Genomic DNA, 15,237 nt, shown 5'->3' with positions numbered 1-15,237 from the left:
GGCCGTACGTAAGGGGCGAGACTTTTTGGTTCCTTTTGTGTCGTTTGACAAAAGGGACTCGCCGTAAGGGCGAAACCGCCAGCCGCCGTTACCGCAGAAACGGATATGTACTCAATCAATCAAGAGCCTGGTCGGCCCAGAGGCCGCCAAGGCCTAGTCCCCTCGGACGATGCTCCAGACAAGAGCCAGAGCAAGAATCCATCGCACTCCCCACCCAACAAAAAAGGCCCAGTGCGATGAACGACGTCAATCTCAAAGCCGACATGCTCCAGGCCATGCGCCGCCTGGCCAAGTCAGTCACCATTATCAGCACCAGCAACGGCACCGAACGCTTCGCCATGGCCGCCACGGCCGTCGACTCGCTGAGCACCGAGCCACCATCGCTGCTGATCTGCGTCAACAAGACCGCCTCGCCCCACGCCGCACTGGCGACCGGCGCCGACTTCTGCGTCAACATCCTCGGCGTCGAACAACAAGACCTGGCCAACCTGTGCAGCGGCGCGATCAAGGGCGAAGCACGTTTCGACCGCGGCAACTGGCTGACCAGCCCCGGCGGCATTCCTTACCTGGGTGACGCACAGTCGGCGATCCTCTGCCGCCAGGACGGCCACTTCAGCTACGGCACCCACACCGTTTTCATCGGGCGCATCCTGCAGATCCACACCACCGCCGAAATCACCCCGCTGGTCTACCTCGACGGCAGCTACACCACCACCGCCAAACCCGCACCCTCTCTCGCTGCTGCTGGCTGAGGCCCGAACATGGACAGCCTGAACGGGTTGACGGCGTTGCGAGTGAACAGCGCCGACCAGTTGCCATGGGATGACCGTTGCGACCTGCTGATCGTCGGGTTTGGGGGTGCCGGCGCCTGTGCCGCCATCGAAGCCAGCACTCGCGGCCTGTCAGTGCTCGCACTGGATCGCTTCGAAGGCGGCGGCGCCACGGCGCTCAGTGGTGGCGTGGTGTACGCCGGTGGTGGCACGCCGTATCAGCGTCAGGCCGGCTATGAAGACACCAGCGAAGCCATGTTCAATTACCTGCGTCAGGAAGTCGGCGAAGCCGTCAGCCACGCGACATTGCGCAATTTCTGCGACGGCAGCCGCGAACAACTGGCCTGGCTGGAGCGACAGGGCGCGGCGTTCGAGGCCAGCGTGCCGCCGCATAAAACCTCGTACCCGAGTGACCAGTACTACCTCTATTACTCTGGCAACGAAGCCGTGCCGGCCTATGCCGCCAGCGCCAAACCGGCACCCCGCGGCCACCGCACCAAAGGTCCGGGCATGTCCGGCGCCAGCCTGTTCGCCCCCCTCAAGGCCAGCGCCTTGCGTCACGGTGCGCGCCTGCGCAGCCAGTGCGAAGTGCGGCGACTGGTGCTCGACCTCGACGACAAGGTCATTGGCGTCGAAGCCTGGCAGTTGCCTTCCGGCAGTCGCGCAGCCCGACAACATGCGCGGCTGTCGCGCTGGGCCGCCGCCATTCATATGTACGCTCCCGCATTGGCTGACCGCTTGCGCGCCCGTCAGCGTCGCATCGAGCAGACCAGCGCCATTCGGCAATTGATTCGCGCCGAACAGGCGGTGCTATTGAGCAGCGGCGGTTTTATCTTCAATCGCGACCTGGTGCGCCAACACGCGCCGCAGTACCTGGCCGGGTTGCCCCTGGGCGCCACCGGCTGCAATGGCAGCGGCATCGCCCTGGGCCAGAGCGCCGGTGGCAGCGTGGCGCGGATGGACAAGATCAGCGCCTGGCGCTTCATCAATCCGCCACTGGCCTGGGCCCGCGGGCTGATCGTCAATGCCCGCGGACAGCGTTACGCCAACGAAGAAATCTACGGCGCGACCCTCGGCCACGCCATGGTCGAAGAACAAGGCGGTCGCGCGATCCTGGTGCTCAACCGTGAGCTGATGCGCGAAGCGCTGCGTCAGGTGGGCCCGGGCAAGGTGTGGAATTTCCAGCGCCTGCCGGTGCTGCTCAATCTGCTGTTCAACGCCAAACGCAGTAGCAGCCTGGCCGGGTTGGCCAAACGCTGCAATCTGCCGCCGGAACTGCTGCGCCAGAGTGTCGAACGCTATTCCCGGGCGGCACGCGGTGAGGTCGCCGACGAGTTCGGCAAGTCCTCGGCGATGCTCGCCAATCTCGAACAAGGTCCGTGGTACGCCCTCGACCTGTCCTTCACCAGCCGCCTGTTCCCCTGCCCGGTCATCACCCTTGGCGGGTTGAAGGTCTGCGAGGGCAGCGGTCGGGTGCTGGACCACGCCGGTCAACCGATCCAGGGCCTGTACAGCGCCGGCCGCAATGCGGTCGGGGTCGCTTCCAACCTGTATGTCTCCGGCCTGTCCCTGGCCGATTGCATTTATTCCGGTCGCCGGGCTGCCGCCCACGTGGCCGACCAATTCGCACTTCAAACCGCACGATCAGGAGAACAACAATGCAACGTGTAGAAGGCAAAGTCTGCATCATAACCGGCGCCGCCAGCGGCATCGGTCGCGAAGACGCCCTGCTGCTGGCCCGCGAAGGCGCCAAAGTAGTACTGACCGACCTCAACGAAGAGGCCGGTCGCCAGGTGGCTGCAGAAATCGGCGCCAATGCGCTGTTCATCCGCCACGACATCGCCAGCGAAAGCGATTGGCAACAGGTGATCAAGACCACCGTCGAACACTTCGGCCGTCTCGACGTACTGGTCAACAACGCCGCGATCCTGGCCCTGGGCAGCATTGAAGACACCACGCTGGAGCTGTGGCAGAAGGTGCAGAAGATCAACGGCGAAGGCTACTTCCTCGGCTGCAAGTACGCGATCCAGGCGATGAAGGAAACCGGTGGCGGGTCGATCATCAACATGTCGTCGGTGGCCGCGTTGGGCGCGATGCCGATGTTCTGCGCTTATTCGGCGTCCAAAGGCGCGGTGGCGGCGATGACCCGTTCGATTGCCCTGCACTGCAAGCAGCAGGGTTACCGCATCCGCTGCAACAGCGTGCACCCCGATGGCGTGAACACGCCGATGACCCAGGCCCTGGCCGGTGGCCAGCCGATCCCGCAGGAAGCGCTGGACCAGGACCCGATGAACCGCATGGCCGCGCCACGGGACATTGCCAACGTGGTGCTGTTCCTGGCCACCGACGAGTCGCGATTCGTCAACGGTGCCGAGATCCGCGTCGACAACGCCCAACTGATCAGCAGTCTCTGAGGTCGAGGTGAACATGGGCACGCAACAACAGAACCTGACCCCGGCCGAGCACACGACGGCAAGCGTCTCATTGCAAGTGTGCGCGGTGATCGACGAAACCCTGGATGCGCGCTCGCTGGTGCTGGACGTACCGCCAGCCCTGCGTGAGCGCTTTCGCTACAAACCGGGCCAGTTCCTGAGTTTTCGCGTGCCCTTCGCCGGCAAACTGTTGACCCGCTGCTACTCCATGGCCAGCTCGCCCCTCGCGGACGCGCTGCCCAAGGTCACGGTGAAACGGGTCGACGGTGGCCGGGTGTCGAACTGGATGAACGAAGTGCAGGTCGGCGACTGGCTGGAAGTGCTGCCACCGGCCGGGCATTTCTGCCTGGACCCGCAGGCGGACACCGAAAAGCCCCTGGTCTTGTTCGGCGGCGGCTCGGGCATCACCCCGGTGTTCTCCATTCTCAAATCGGTGCTGCACAGCAGTCGGCGACCGATCAAGTTGATCTACGCCAACCGCGATGAGGCGTCGGTGATTTTCAAGGACGAGCTGTGCCAGCTGATCAAGGCGCATCCTGATCAACTGCACGTGGTGCACGTCCTCGATTCGGTGCAGGGTTTTTTGACGGACCATCAGGTCCGTCATCTGCTGCACGGATCGGCCGGCGGCGACTACTTCATCTGTGGGCCTGGACCGTTCATGGACACCGTGGAGCGCACGCTGCTGGCAGTGGGCGAAGCGGCCGAGCGGATCCATGTCGAACGCTTCGTCTCGCCGCCGGACCCCGATGAACTGCTGGCCGAAGAGGCCGTGGCACGAGCGGCGGCCATGGATTCGCAATGCGAAGCGCTGATCGTCGAGCTCGATGGTCAGCAACACGAAATTGCCTGCAAACCCGGCGACACCCTGCTGCAAAGTTGCAAGGCCGCCGGTCTGGACGTGCCGTCGTCCTGTGAAGAAGGTTTTTGCGGGGCCTGCATGTGCGTGGTCAGGGAAGGTGAAGTCCAGTTGGCGCGCAACGACGTCTTGACCCCGAAGGAACTCGCCGACGGCTGGACACTGGCCTGCCAGAGCCGACCGACCGGTGCCCGGGTACGCCTTAAATTCCCCGACTGAGACCCTCCCCCCTGTAGGAGCGAGCATGCTCGCGATGGTCGTCAACGATAACGCGGGGTATCTGAATACCCGCGCTGTCAGGGCATTTTTCGCGAGCATGCTCGCTCCTACAGGAAGGCATGATCAAAGGCGCTCTGTCGCCTTAGTCCCAATGGACGATCACCCAGGCCGGGTCTGCGGTTAGACTCGACCACAGCATTAGCCCACAACAATAAAGAGGTGCAGTTATGGCTCGGTTGCAGAATAAGGTCGCGGTGGTCACCGGCGGCGCTTCGGGTATCGGTCTGTTCTGCGTGCGCCGTTTCGCGGCCGAAGGTGCGCAAGTGGTCGGGCTGGACATCGGCAGCGCACCGGCAGACTTTCCCGGCCTGTTCATGGCCCTGGACGTGCGCGACGAAGCGCAGGTGCAGCAGGTCATGCAAGAAGTCATCAGCCGCTTCGGGCGCATCGACGTACTGGTCAACGCCGCCGGCGTCGCCGACCAGGGCAGCGTGACCCAGACCACCACCGCCAACTGGCAACGGGTGATGGACATCAACCTGACCGGCAGCATGCTCACCAGCAAATACGCACTGGCGTCGATGGTTGAACAACGCAATGGCTCGATCATCAACGTCGGTTCGATCTTCGGCCTGCAAGGCTGCGACGGCAACGTGGCCTATAACGTGTCCAAGGGCGGCATCAACCAGCTGACCCGCTCGATGGCCATCGACTACGGCTACGCCAACATTCGCGTCAACGGTCTGTGCCCCGGCCTGATCGAAACGCCAATGACCAGCATGGTCCGTGACAATGACGCGTTCCACGCCTTCTTCGCCTCGCAGCACATGCTCAGCCGCTCCGGGCAACCGGAAGAAGTGGCCAACGTCGCGCTGTTCCTGGCGTCCGACGAAGCCTCCTTTGTCAGCGGCCAGATGATCGCCGTGGACGGTGGTTTCTCCGCCGGTCGCCGTTTCGCCCCGCCCGCCCAGTAATTCGCAATCCGGCCGGGCGCCCTGCCCGGCCTACTCCCTTTTTCGTACTTGTCTTCTAACCGGGGAGGCCCCATGCCGCCTGTCGCCACCGCACTGACCATCGCTCAACTGTTCGCCAACGCGGCCCAGGCCTACGGCGACCGCCCGGCCATCGAGGACGCGGGCCACACCATCACCTACCGACAACTGGACCAACTGCGCCGCCAGGCTGCCCGCGCACTGCTGGCCCTCGACGTACAGGTCGGGGACCGTGTGGCAATCTGGGCGCCGAACGTGTGGGAGTGGATCGTTGCGGCTGGCGCCCTGCAAAGTGTCGGTGCCGCCCTGGTGCCGCTCAATACCCGGATGAAGGGCAGCGAGGCCGGCTACATCCTGCGCGAAAGCGGCGCCTGTGTACTGTTTGCCATCGGCGAATTCCTCGGCGCGGACTACCCCGGCATGCTGACGTCGGAAGACCTGCCAGCCCTGCGCCACATCGTCAGCGTGCGTGGTGCCAATTCGGGCACCCTGGCCTGGGAGCGGTTTATGGATCTGGCGGCCGATGTGCCGCAACTGGCCTTGCGCACCCGCGAACAGAGCGTTGGCCCGCAGGCCTTGTCCGACGTGTTGTTCACCTCGGGCACCACTGGTAAACCCAAAGGCGTGATGACCAGCCACGGCCAGAACCTGCGAATCGTGCGGGACTGGAGCGATATCGTCGGTTTGCGCGAAAGCGATCGCTACCTGATCGTCAATCCGTTCTTCCACTCCTTCGGCTACAAGGCCGGTTGGCTGGCAGCGCTGATGCGTGGCTGCACCCTCCTGCCGCAACAGGTGTTCGACGTGCAGGCCGTGCTCGAATGCGTGCAGCGCGAACGCATCACCGTGTTGCCCGGGCCACCGACGTTGTATCAGTCGTTGCTTGCCCATCCGCAACGCAACGAATTCGACCTGAGCTCCTTGCGCGTTGCGGTGACCGGGGCGGCAGCGATTCCGGTGGAGATGATTCACCGCATGCGCGACGAACTGGGCTTTGCCACCATCGTCACCGCGTATGGCCTGACGGAAGTCTGTGGGTTCGCCACGATCTGCCGTTCCGGTGACTCGGCGGAACTGGTCGCCAACACCAGTGGCCGGGCGATGCCGGGGGTGCAAGTGCGCTGTGTCGGTAGCAGCGGTCGCAGCCAGCCGGCCAACATTCCCGGTGAAGTGCAGATTCGCGGCTACAACCTGATGCAGGGCTATCTCAACAACCCCGAAGCCAGCCAGGAAATTCTCGACGCCGACGGCTGGCTGCACACCGGCGACATCGGCATGCTCGACGAACAGGGTTACCTGCGCATCACCGACCGCCTCAAGGACATGTTCATCACCGGTGGCTTCAATGTGTACCCGGCGGAGATCGAACAGTGTTTGCTGACCTATCCGGGCGTGGCCCAGGCAGCGGTGATCGGGATTCCCGACGAACGCTTGGGCGAAGTGGCGATGGCGTTTCTGCTGCCTGCTCCAGGTATGGAAATCGAGCAGACCCGATTCCTCGCCTGGTGCCGTGAGCAGATGGCCAACTACAAGGTTCCGCGTCGGGTGCAGGTCCTGCAGAAGATGCCGATCAATGCGGCGGGGAAAGTGACCAAGAATGTGCTGCGCGAGTGGGCATTGCAGCCAGTCGACTAAACACAATCCCTGTAGGAGCGAGCCTGCTCGCGAGGGTGTGTCAGTCGACATCAATGCAACTGATAGACCATCGCGAGCAGGCTCGCTCCTACAATGTTCGGGGGTGTACACAAATTTCCCACCCGACACAGTTCAACTGTGGGAGCGAGCTTGCTCGCGATGGTGTGTCAGTCGACGTCAATGCAACTGATAGACCATCGCGAGCAGGCTCGCTCCTACAATGTTCGAGGGTGTACACAAATTTCGCGTCCGACACAGCTCAACTGTGGGAGCGAGCTTGCTCGCGATAGCGTCAGGTCAATCGACATGGATGTTGGCTGACACTCCGTCATCGCGAGCAAGCTCGCTCCTACAGGGCTTTGTGTTTTAGCGATCTAAACCACCCGCGCCGGATGCTGCTTACGCGGGTCGCCGAGCATGGCGCGGTGGGACGGCGGCTGGCGGCCTTCGGCTTCGCTGATGCCGTAGCCAGGGGCAATTTCGGCGGTGATCAGGGTCTGCCCGGACAACGCCATCAACTGCGGATCATTGAGCAAGGCATGAATCACCCGCCCGTTGAATTGCGGGGTTTCGGCGTGGGCCAGAAACGCCTGGTACTGCTCGCCATGCTGTTCGCCGGCAATCTTCGTGCGTTCGGTCAGTTGCGGGCCGAGCCACAGCGACAACGCCGCCACGCCCTGCCCTTCGAAATCGATCGCCATGTCCGCCGCCAGCTTGTCGACGCCGGCCTTTTGCGCGCCGTACGCCGGGCCATGCATGTAGCACCCGGCACCGAACGACGAAGTGAAACAAATCAACCCTTGTGCACTTTTGAGCAACAGCGGCGCCGCGTAGAAGCTGGCGATGTAGGCCGAGCGCAGGCCGACGTCGAGAATGCGCACCAGGTCCAGCGATTTAGCCCAGAACGGCCCTGGTTCGATCAACTGGTCATGGATGAACGCGGCGTTGTTCACCAGCAGATCCAGATGCCCGCACTCATTTTCCACACGGGTAAACAGCGCCTGAACCTGCGCGTCATCGGCGTGATCACAGACCACCGCGATACCGCGCCCACCGGCGTCGGTGATCGCGGCGGCGGTGTCCTCCAGCGAGCCGCGCAAGGCATGCCCGTACAAATTCGACCCGCCCTGCGCCGGGGCGCGACCGGTGACATACACCGTCATGCCCGCCGCTCCAAGGGCCAGGGCAATGCCCTGCCCGACTCCGCGGCTGGCGCCGGTCACTACGGCGATCTGTGGACGCTGGTTGTTCATTCGACACTCCCGAACAAGGTTTTCGCCGAAGCGGTTTCGCTCTGGCGCTTGATGTGATTGGCGGCCAGGTAACCGAAGGTCATGGCCGGGCCGATAGTCGAACCGGCACCCGGATAGGTGCGGCCCATCATCGAGGCGGCGCTGTTGCCGATGGCGTACAGACCGTTGATCGGTTCGCCGTCTTCATGCAACACCCGGGCGTGCACGTCGGTCAGCAGACCACCCTTGGTGCCGATGTCGCCGGCGTCGATGCGCACGGCGTAGAACGGCCCTTTGAGCAACGGCGCCAGGCACGGATTGGGTTGCACGTTCGGGTCGCCGTAGTAGCGATCGAACAGTGATTCGCCCTTGTGGAAATCCTCGTCGACGCCCTGCACGGCCATGCCGTTGAAACGCTGCACGGTGCGCAACAGCCCGCCAGCGTCGACGCCGATTTTCGTCGCCAGTTCTTCCAGGCTCGACGCCTTGTGGAAGTAATCACGCAAATGCTCGGGCAATTGCCAATCGCGCTGGGCATAGCCCGGCAACAAGGCGCCGCACGGGTATTTGCGGCGGAACTCGGCGTCGAACACCATCCAGCACGGCACGCTCGCGGCGCCTTCGCGGTTGTTGGCGTACATCGCGTAAACGATATCGGTATAGGGCGCGGCTTCGTTGACGAAACGCTCCCCCGCCGCGTTGACCATCACGCACCCCGGCAAGGTGCGTTCAACGAACAGCGCCCGCTGTTTTTCTTCGCCCTTGACGTAAGTGGTCGGCGCCCACCAGCTGTGCTCCATCAACGCGGTCCGAGCACCGATGGCCTGGCCAGCGCGAATACCGTCGCCGGTATTGTTGGGTGGCGTGGCACTCCAGTTGGCCCGGGATGGCTGCGGCAGGTACTGCTCGCGCATTGCCTGGTTACGCTCGAAACCACCGGCGGCGATGATCACCCCGTAGCGCGCCTTGACGTTGAGCAACTGACCGTTGCGATTGACCCGTGCCCCGCCGACCCGGTCGCCGACCAGCAGCAGCTCTTCGAGTGCACAGTTGAGCCACAGCGACTTGCCGCGATCCTGCAACGAACAGCGCAAGGCACCGATCAAGGCATTGCCCAGGGTCAGGAAACGGTCGCGACGGGATAAACGCCGCCCCTCGCGATCACGCCAGTAGCGCCACATCACCCGCAGAGTCAGGCGCAACCAGCCGGGGCCACGGCACAGCAGCACTTGCGCCTCTTTCATGGTCATCGCCATGCGCCCCATCATCAGGGTGCCGGGGGACGGTGCGCGCATGCGCAAAAATTCTTCGCCGAGTTCGGCGGCATCGAACGGTTGCGGATCCATCGAACGATAGCCCGGTTTTCCGCCCTCGACTTCCGGGTAGTAATCGGCGTAGCGCGGTTGCGCCTCGAAGCGCACGCGGGTGTGTTTTTCCAGGTACTCGACCATCTCCCGGCCGTGTTCGACATAGGCTTCGATGCGCCCATCGTCGATCTCGCCATGGGTCACGGCGCGGATGTAGGCAATCGCTTCGGCCGCCGAATCACTGCCGCCAATGGCGTTGATCCGGTGGTTGTTGGGGATCCAGATGCCGCCGCCGGACACCGCCGAGGTGCCGCCGTACTCGCCGCTCTTTTCGATCAGCAACGCATTCAGGCCCAGGTCGTGGGCGCGCAGCGCTGCGGTCATGCCCCCGGCTCCCGAGCCAATCACCAACACATCACAACACTCGTCCCATTTGATCCCGGCAGCGTTCATGCGATCACCCTTGTTCAGCGCCCATCAGGCAGAAACCGCCACCGCCGGATCTTCGCCCGGTGCAGTCGGTCTCGGGATTGTTCGCCCCGTGCGCCGGGTGTTCATCGTCCGATAAGACTAAGGCCAGGACTGCGCCCGCCCCGTACAAATCGCTTAGTCCGCTTGGACGATGTTGCGCGCAAGTCGTGACTCCATAGTCGCCCACAGCACCAATCACTCCCCTGAAATGCAGGTCGGGCAGGTCTGACCTGGGCCATGAGGACGACATGATAAAAACAATAATCGCCCCACCAACACAGCACCCTCGCACACAGCTTGTTCTATTGATGCTGGCTGGTGGACTTAGCGCTCACGTTAACGCCATGAGCTTTCAGCCAAGCGAAGACTTGAGCATCGACTGGGACACCACACTGACCTACAGCCTCGCCTGGCGGACCGAGTCTCGCGATCACAAGCTGACCGCCAATGCCAATGGCAACGACGGCGACAACGCGTTCGACAAAGGCAGCCTGATCAACAACCGCAGCGGCTTTCTCACCGAAGCCAACATCAAGTGGCAAGACGACTATGGCGTGTTCGTCCGGGCGACGGGCTTCTACGACAACGTCTACGATCAGGACAACGACAACACCACCGGCACTTCCAACTGCTTCGCCGGCGGCCATTGCAGCAAACCCGACCGTTTCTCCCAGGACACCATCGACCAGCATCGCAATGAGTTGCGCATGCTCGACTACTACGCCTATGGCACCTGGGACGTGAGCGGCCATGCCCTCAACGCGCGCCTGGGTAATCAGGTGGTGAGCTGGGGTGAAAGTCTGTTCTATCCGGGTATTTCCGCGGCCCAGAGCCCGGTGGACGCGACCAAGGCGACCACCCCGGGCGTCGAGGTCAAGGAAATCCTGCTGCCGGTCGGCCAACTGTTCACCCAGTTCGCCCTGACCGAAAGCCTGGGTATCCAGGCCTACTACCAATACAAGTGGGAGAAAACCGAGCTGTTCGGCGTGGGTAGTTACTTCTCCACCACCGACTTCATCGACGAGGGCGGCTTCAACGACGCCTCCGGTTTCGTCACCCGCCTCAAGGACGACAAGCCGAGCGACAGCGGCCAGTACGGTGTGGCCTTCACCTACGCCGCCGAGTCACTGAACAACACCGAGTTCGGCCTCTTCTACTCGCGCTATCACGACAAGACGCCGTCGCTGGACTTTGCGACGAACCTGGGCCGCTACCAGGTGCGCTACTTCGACAACATCGACCTGTTCGGTGCGAGTTTCGCCACGGTGCTGGGCGATGTCAGCTGGGCCGGTGAAGTCAGCTACCGAGACGGCACGCCAGTGATGGTCGACAACGGTTTCTCCAGCCCCGTGCGCGGCAAGACCATACAAGCACAAACGTCGATGATCTACGTGCTCGGCCCGACCTCCTTCGCCGACAACACCAGCCTGACCGGCGAGCTGGTCTACAACACCGTGGTCAGCAACGACGAGTCGCAGCCAGTGACCCTGGCCCCTGGTTTCGCGCTGCCGGGCACCGACAGCCTGGTCTATGACCGCGATGCCTGGGGCTACACGGTGCAGGCGAACTTTGACTACAACGACGTGTTCAGCGGATGGGACATGTCGGTGCCTGTCACCTTCAGCGCCGCCGCCCACGGCGACAGCTCGATGGTCGGCTCGATCAACGCCGGCCAGAACGATAACCGCGCCAGCATCGGCAGCTCGTGGCGCTACCTGGGCAACTTCACCGTCGAGGCCCGCTACAACGCCTACCTCGGCAGCGCCAACAACAGCCCGTTGGCCGACCGCGACAACGTCGCGCTCAACTTCAAGTACCGGTTCTGATTCCCCTGTCGGAGGAGCACAGCATGTCCAGATTCACCCAAACATTATTGAGCACTGCGCTGACCGTCGGCCTGCTCGGCAGTGGCCTGGCCTACGCCAAGGTCAGCCCCGAAGAAGCCGCCCGCCTGGGCCAGGACCTGACCCCGATGGGCGCCGAAAAAGCCGGCAACGCCGACGGCAGCATCCCGGCCTGGTCCGGCAAATGGCGCGGCCTGCCGCCAGGACTCAAATACGCCGGCCCCGGCACGCCGTACCCGGATCCGTACGCCGCGGAAAAACCGCTGTTCGTTATCGACTCGAAGAACATGGACAAGTACGCCGACAACCTGACCGATGGCCAGAAGGCGCTGTTCAAGCGATACCCGGATACTTTCAAGATCCCGGTCTACCCGAGCCACCGCGACTTCCGCCTTGATCAGCGCCTGGAAGACCAGATCAAGAAAAACGCCGTCACTGCCGAACTCGAGAATGACAACAACGACACCAAAAACGCCTGGGGTGCCTCGCCGTTCCCGATCCCGAAGAACGGCAGCGAGTTGATGTTCAACCATACCTTGCAGGGGCGCGCCAACACTGAAGAGGCCAACTACGGCCAGGCGGTGGTGTACTCCAACAAGGAAAAGGTGCTGGAAGAGGTCAACTACAAGATCTTCTCGATCTGGTCGAGCCCGGACAAAACCCTGGAGGCCGCGAACGGTGTATCCACCCACTTCCTGCTCACCACCCTGGAACCGGTGCGCAAGAAAGGCGAGATCGTGGTCGGTCACGAGTTCATCAATCCGACCGCCTCCCCGCGCCAGGCCTGGCAGTACAGCCCCGGCCAACGCCGGGTACGTCGCGCGCCGACCGTGGGTTATGACTCGCCGACCGGCGCGGGAGGCTTTCGGGTGTACGACGAAGACCGCCTGTTCAACGGTGCGCCAGACCGCTACAACTGGACCATCGTCGGTAAGAAGGAAATCTACATTCCGTACCACAACTACAAGATCGACGACCCGAGCGTAACGGCCGACCAGATCCTGGACACCACCGGCCACGTCGATCCGCAGTACATGCGCTACGAGAAACACCGCGTCTGGGTGTTGCAGGCCAACCTCAAGGAAGGTGCCCGCCACGTATACGCCAAGCGCGTGCTGTACCTGGACGAGGACACCTGGTCTGCGACCATGGCCGACAACTACGACAGCCGTGGCCAGTTGTGGCGCACCAACATGCAGACCTCGATCTACGCCTATGAGATGCAGCGCTACCACGCTCGTCTGGGCATCTACCACGACCTGATCGCCGGCTCTTACCTGGTTGACCGCATGCTGATCGATCAAAAGCCGGCCAAGCTCAACGCCACCGCCTTCACTGAAGACGAATTCACCCCTGGCAACCTGCGCAAACTCGGCACCCGCTAAACTCACCGCGCCCCGACCGAATCATTCGGTCGGGGCGTTGTGCTTTGTAAAATCCGCTGCGCCCACGGAAGACTTCGCCATGAACAAACTCCTCACCGGCATCATCGCCATGGCCAGCGTTGGCCTGTCGATGCAAGCCAACGCCCTGAACATCCTCCTGACCAACGACGATGGCTGCCGCGCGCCCGGCATCGATGCGATGTACCGGGCGCTGACCGCCGCCGGGCACAAGGTCACCCTGGTCGGCCCGTTGAACGACAGCAGCGGCATCAGTGCCGCCAGCGTGGTCGTACCCGGCCAGGCCCTGGCGGTGACCGAACTGGCGCCGGGCAAATTTTGCGTCGGGCCGCCGCAGGACTACACCCCGCCCACCGGCAAGACCTCCGCCATCGGCACGCCGGTGGATGCGGTCAACGTCGGCCTCGACGTGATCCTCAAGGATTCGCCGCCGGACCTGGTGGTGTCAGGCAGCAACTTCGGCGAAAACGTCGGCCCGCTGACGCAGATGTCCGGCACCCTCAACGCCGCCGTTCGCGCGATGTTCAAGGGAATTCCGGCGGTGGCGGTGTCCACGGGTATCGACATGGACCTGATCATCCGCGACCAGCAGGCCGGCTACCGCAAGACCCTCGACGCCATGGACGACACGGCGCGCTTTGCCGTGAAGGTCATCGAACAGGCGGGCCTGGCCGGTACAGACGCCAAGCAGGCCTGTGCCAGGAACAAACATCAGTGTGATTTGAACGTGCTCGGCCTGCCGGGCGTCAGCGGCCTGAACCTCAACTACCCGCCCCTCAAACCCGATGAAGTCAAAGGCGTGAGCTTTGCGCCGATCGGCAATTGGGATCGGGTCAACTTCACCTCCCAGCGCGGCGCCGACGGCGTGATCCACGTCAACCTGGCCGCCCCGTCGACACCGACCGAAACCCAGCAAAAGGCCGATGCCTATCAACTGTGGCAAGGCCACGCGGTGATCACCGTGATCGACGGCAACATGACCGCGCCGCAGGCGATGCAAGATCAGGCGAAGAAGATATTGCGCGGGGTCAGGCCTTAAGCAAGCACGGAACGGTGTTAATCACAAAGCCATTGCTCGCGATGAGGCCGGCCCAGTCCACATCAATCTCGCCCGACAGACCGCCATCGCGAGCAAGCTCGCTCCCACAGGGTTAGCGGGTGTGCGCAACATCTGCGGCTATCCAAAAATCATTGTGGGAGCGAGCTTGCTCGCGATGAGGCCGGCCCAGTCCACATCAATCTCGCCTGACTGTCCGCCATCGCGAGCAAGCTCGCTCCCACAGGGGTACCGGGTGTGCGCAACATCTGCGGCTATCCAAAAATCATTGTGGGAGCGAGCTTGCTCGCGATGAGGTCGGCCCAGTCCACATCAATCTCGCCTGACAGACCGCCATCGCGAGCAAGCTCGCGATGGCGGCTACGCGGTTACGGATCAAACCCAGATCGCATCCCACAACGGATAGTCGCCAAGCTTCTCAACCAACCCAGCCCGCAACGGGTTCGCGACAACATATCGAGCAAGCTTGACCAGGTCCTCATCCCGCCTCAACGCCCGATCGTGATAGCCCTGCTGCCATAGACTGCCTTTACGTCCGACGGACATGTTCACGGCCCGCGTACTCAATGATTTGGTTTTTTGCATCAGCTGACTGAGTGAGCACTGCTGCAGTTCGATCAACCAATGAAAATGATCTGGCATGACGACCCACGCTAAAGAGTTCGCCCAGTATTGTTCCTGTGCATATTGAAATTGCTTGACGACCAGCCGGCCCAAACCGAAATCCTTGAAAACCGGTTCTCGATCCAGCGTGTTGCTCGTCAACAGGTAAACCCTCTTGGGCTCGGCATAGCGGCCGATGCGCAGACGAAATGAAGCAGGTAAATCAGGCATTCCTTTGCCCTCTCCATGGTGAATTCAGGAGCAAGGCTAGACCGGTGGATGCTTGGGCGTTGGGTCAACCTTTGACCGGATGTGACCAATCGATAGCTATCGCGAGCAAGCTCGCTCCCACAGGGTTAGTCGGTGTACGCAACATCTGCGGGTATCCAAAAACCATTGTGGGAGCAAGCTTG

General features: G+C 62.6%; 12 protein-coding genes. 9 read left to right on the top strand and 3 right to left on the bottom strand.

The annotated features are described in order from the left end of the window. Nucleotides 1–236: 236 nt before the first annotated feature. The 6 genes from AC1Q6Y_RS26230 (at nt 237) to AC1Q6Y_RS26205 (ending at nt 6,907) form a co-directional block, all read left to right on the top strand. Nucleotides 237–752: a flavin reductase family protein gene (locus AC1Q6Y_RS26230; RefSeq protein WP_057714069.1), complete on the top strand. Its 516-nt coding sequence runs from the start codon at nt 237–239 to the stop codon at nt 750–752. A 9-nt stretch (nt 753–761) separates the two neighbouring features. Continuing rightward, nucleotides 762–2,441, top strand: a complete 1,680-nt coding sequence (locus AC1Q6Y_RS26225; protein ID WP_492625476.1) for an FAD-binding protein — start codon at nt 762–764, stop codon at nt 2,439–2,441. Continuing rightward, the gene (locus AC1Q6Y_RS26220; protein ID WP_090456735.1) at nt 2,429–3,184 is read left to right on the top strand and encodes a glucose 1-dehydrogenase; all 756 of its coding nucleotides are present in this window, start codon (nt 2,429–2,431) and stop codon (nt 3,182–3,184) included. Before AC1Q6Y_RS26225 ends, AC1Q6Y_RS26220 begins: the two co-directional genes overlap by 13 nt. A gap of 13 nt (nt 3,185–3,197) precedes the next feature. Beyond that, complete coding sequence (locus AC1Q6Y_RS26215) at nt 3,198–4,280, top strand: 2Fe-2S iron-sulfur cluster-binding protein (RefSeq protein ID WP_349735486.1); 1,083 nt, start codon at nt 3,198–3,200, stop codon at nt 4,278–4,280. A gap of 227 nt (nt 4,281–4,507) precedes the next feature. Then, complete coding sequence (locus AC1Q6Y_RS26210; RefSeq protein ID WP_492625475.1) at nt 4,508–5,254, top strand: SDR family NAD(P)-dependent oxidoreductase; 747 nt, start codon at nt 4,508–4,510, stop codon at nt 5,252–5,254. Nucleotides 5,255–5,326: 72 nt separating this feature from the next. Continuing rightward, a complete protein-coding gene (locus tag AC1Q6Y_RS26205) occupies nt 5,327–6,907 on the top strand; it encodes a FadD3 family acyl-CoA ligase (RefSeq protein WP_492625474.1) in 1,581 nt (526 codons plus the stop codon). Nucleotides 6,908–7,281: 374 nt separating this feature from the next. Here the strand turns inward: AC1Q6Y_RS26205 and AC1Q6Y_RS26200 are convergent, their stop codons facing one another. Together AC1Q6Y_RS26200 and AC1Q6Y_RS26195 are read right to left on the bottom strand one after the other, a co-directional pair. Next, nucleotides 7,282–8,160 carry an SDR family NAD(P)-dependent oxidoreductase gene (locus AC1Q6Y_RS26200; RefSeq protein ID WP_492625473.1) on the bottom strand — a complete coding sequence of 293 codons (879 nt, stop codon included), beginning with the start codon at nt 8,158–8,160 and terminating at the stop codon, nt 7,282–7,284. Beyond that, nucleotides 8,157–9,899 carry an FAD-binding protein gene (locus AC1Q6Y_RS26195; protein ID WP_492625472.1) on the bottom strand — a complete coding sequence of 581 codons (1,743 nt, stop codon included), beginning with the start codon at nt 9,897–9,899 and terminating at the stop codon, nt 8,157–8,159. Before AC1Q6Y_RS26195 ends, AC1Q6Y_RS26200 begins: the two co-directional genes overlap by 4 nt. Nucleotides 9,900–10,165: 266 nt before the next feature. Between AC1Q6Y_RS26195 and AC1Q6Y_RS26190 the strand changes: the two genes are divergently transcribed. The 3 genes from AC1Q6Y_RS26190 (at nt 10,166) to surE (ending at nt 14,203) form a co-directional block, all read left to right on the top strand. Further along, the gene (locus AC1Q6Y_RS26190) at nt 10,166–11,743 is read left to right on the top strand and encodes a DUF1302 domain-containing protein (protein WP_057714061.1); all 1,578 of its coding nucleotides are present in this window, start codon (nt 10,166–10,168) and stop codon (nt 11,741–11,743) included. A 23-nt stretch (nt 11,744–11,766) separates the two neighbouring features. After that, a complete protein-coding gene (locus AC1Q6Y_RS26185) occupies nt 11,767–13,146 on the top strand; it encodes a DUF1329 domain-containing protein (protein WP_057714060.1) in 1,380 nt (459 codons plus the stop codon). A gap of 79 nt (nt 13,147–13,225) precedes the next feature. Continuing rightward, the gene (gene surE, locus AC1Q6Y_RS26180; protein ID WP_492625471.1) at nt 13,226–14,203 is read left to right on the top strand and encodes a 5'/3'-nucleotidase SurE; all 978 of its coding nucleotides are present in this window, start codon (nt 13,226–13,228) and stop codon (nt 14,201–14,203) included. Between the two features lie 393 nt (nt 14,204–14,596). Here the strand turns inward: surE and AC1Q6Y_RS26175 are convergent, their stop codons facing one another. Further along, nucleotides 14,597–15,055 carry an REP-associated tyrosine transposase gene (locus tag AC1Q6Y_RS26175; protein WP_492625470.1) on the bottom strand — a complete coding sequence of 153 codons (459 nt, stop codon included), beginning with the start codon at nt 15,053–15,055 and terminating at the stop codon, nt 14,597–14,599. Nucleotides 15,056–15,237 lie beyond the last annotated feature (182 nt).

The organism is Pseudomonas sp. GW823-FHT06E10 (genome assembly GCF_058794995.1).
The sequence above is the reverse complement of the archived record's forward strand: the minus strand, read 5'-3'. Positions and strand labels throughout refer to the sequence as shown.

Bases quoted from the DNA above. Each gene is read 5' to 3' on its own strand.
- AC1Q6Y_RS26220 (WP_090456735.1), top strand. From the start codon at position 2,429: ATGCAACGTGTAGAAGGCAAAGTCTGCATCATAACCGGCGCCGCCAGC.
- AC1Q6Y_RS26200 (WP_492625473.1), bottom strand. From the start codon at position 8,160: ATGAACAACCAGCGTCCACAGATCGCCGTAGTGACCGGCGCCAGCCGC.
- AC1Q6Y_RS26230 (WP_057714069.1), top strand. From the start codon at position 237: ATGAACGACGTCAATCTCAAAGCCGACATGCTCCAGGCCATGCGCCGC.
- AC1Q6Y_RS26215 (WP_349735486.1), top strand. From the start codon at position 3,198: ATGGGCACGCAACAACAGAACCTGACCCCGGCCGAGCACACGACGGCA.
- AC1Q6Y_RS26210 (WP_492625475.1), top strand. From the start codon at position 4,508: ATGGCTCGGTTGCAGAATAAGGTCGCGGTGGTCACCGGCGGCGCTTCG.
- AC1Q6Y_RS26195 (WP_492625472.1), bottom strand. From the start codon at position 9,899: ATGAACGCTGCCGGGATCAAATGGGACGAGTGTTGTGATGTGTTGGTG.
- AC1Q6Y_RS26205 (WP_492625474.1), top strand. From the start codon at position 5,327: ATGCCGCCTGTCGCCACCGCACTGACCATCGCTCAACTGTTCGCCAAC.
- AC1Q6Y_RS26190 (WP_057714061.1), top strand. From the start codon at position 10,166: ATGATAAAAACAATAATCGCCCCACCAACACAGCACCCTCGCACACAG.
- AC1Q6Y_RS26185 (WP_057714060.1), top strand. From the start codon at position 11,767: ATGTCCAGATTCACCCAAACATTATTGAGCACTGCGCTGACCGTCGGC.
- AC1Q6Y_RS26225 (WP_492625476.1), top strand. From the start codon at position 762: ATGGACAGCCTGAACGGGTTGACGGCGTTGCGAGTGAACAGCGCCGAC.
- AC1Q6Y_RS26175 (WP_492625470.1), bottom strand. From the start codon at position 15,055: ATGCCTGATTTACCTGCTTCATTTCGTCTGCGCATCGGCCGCTATGCC.
- surE (WP_492625471.1), top strand. From the start codon at position 13,226: ATGAACAAACTCCTCACCGGCATCATCGCCATGGCCAGCGTTGGCCTG.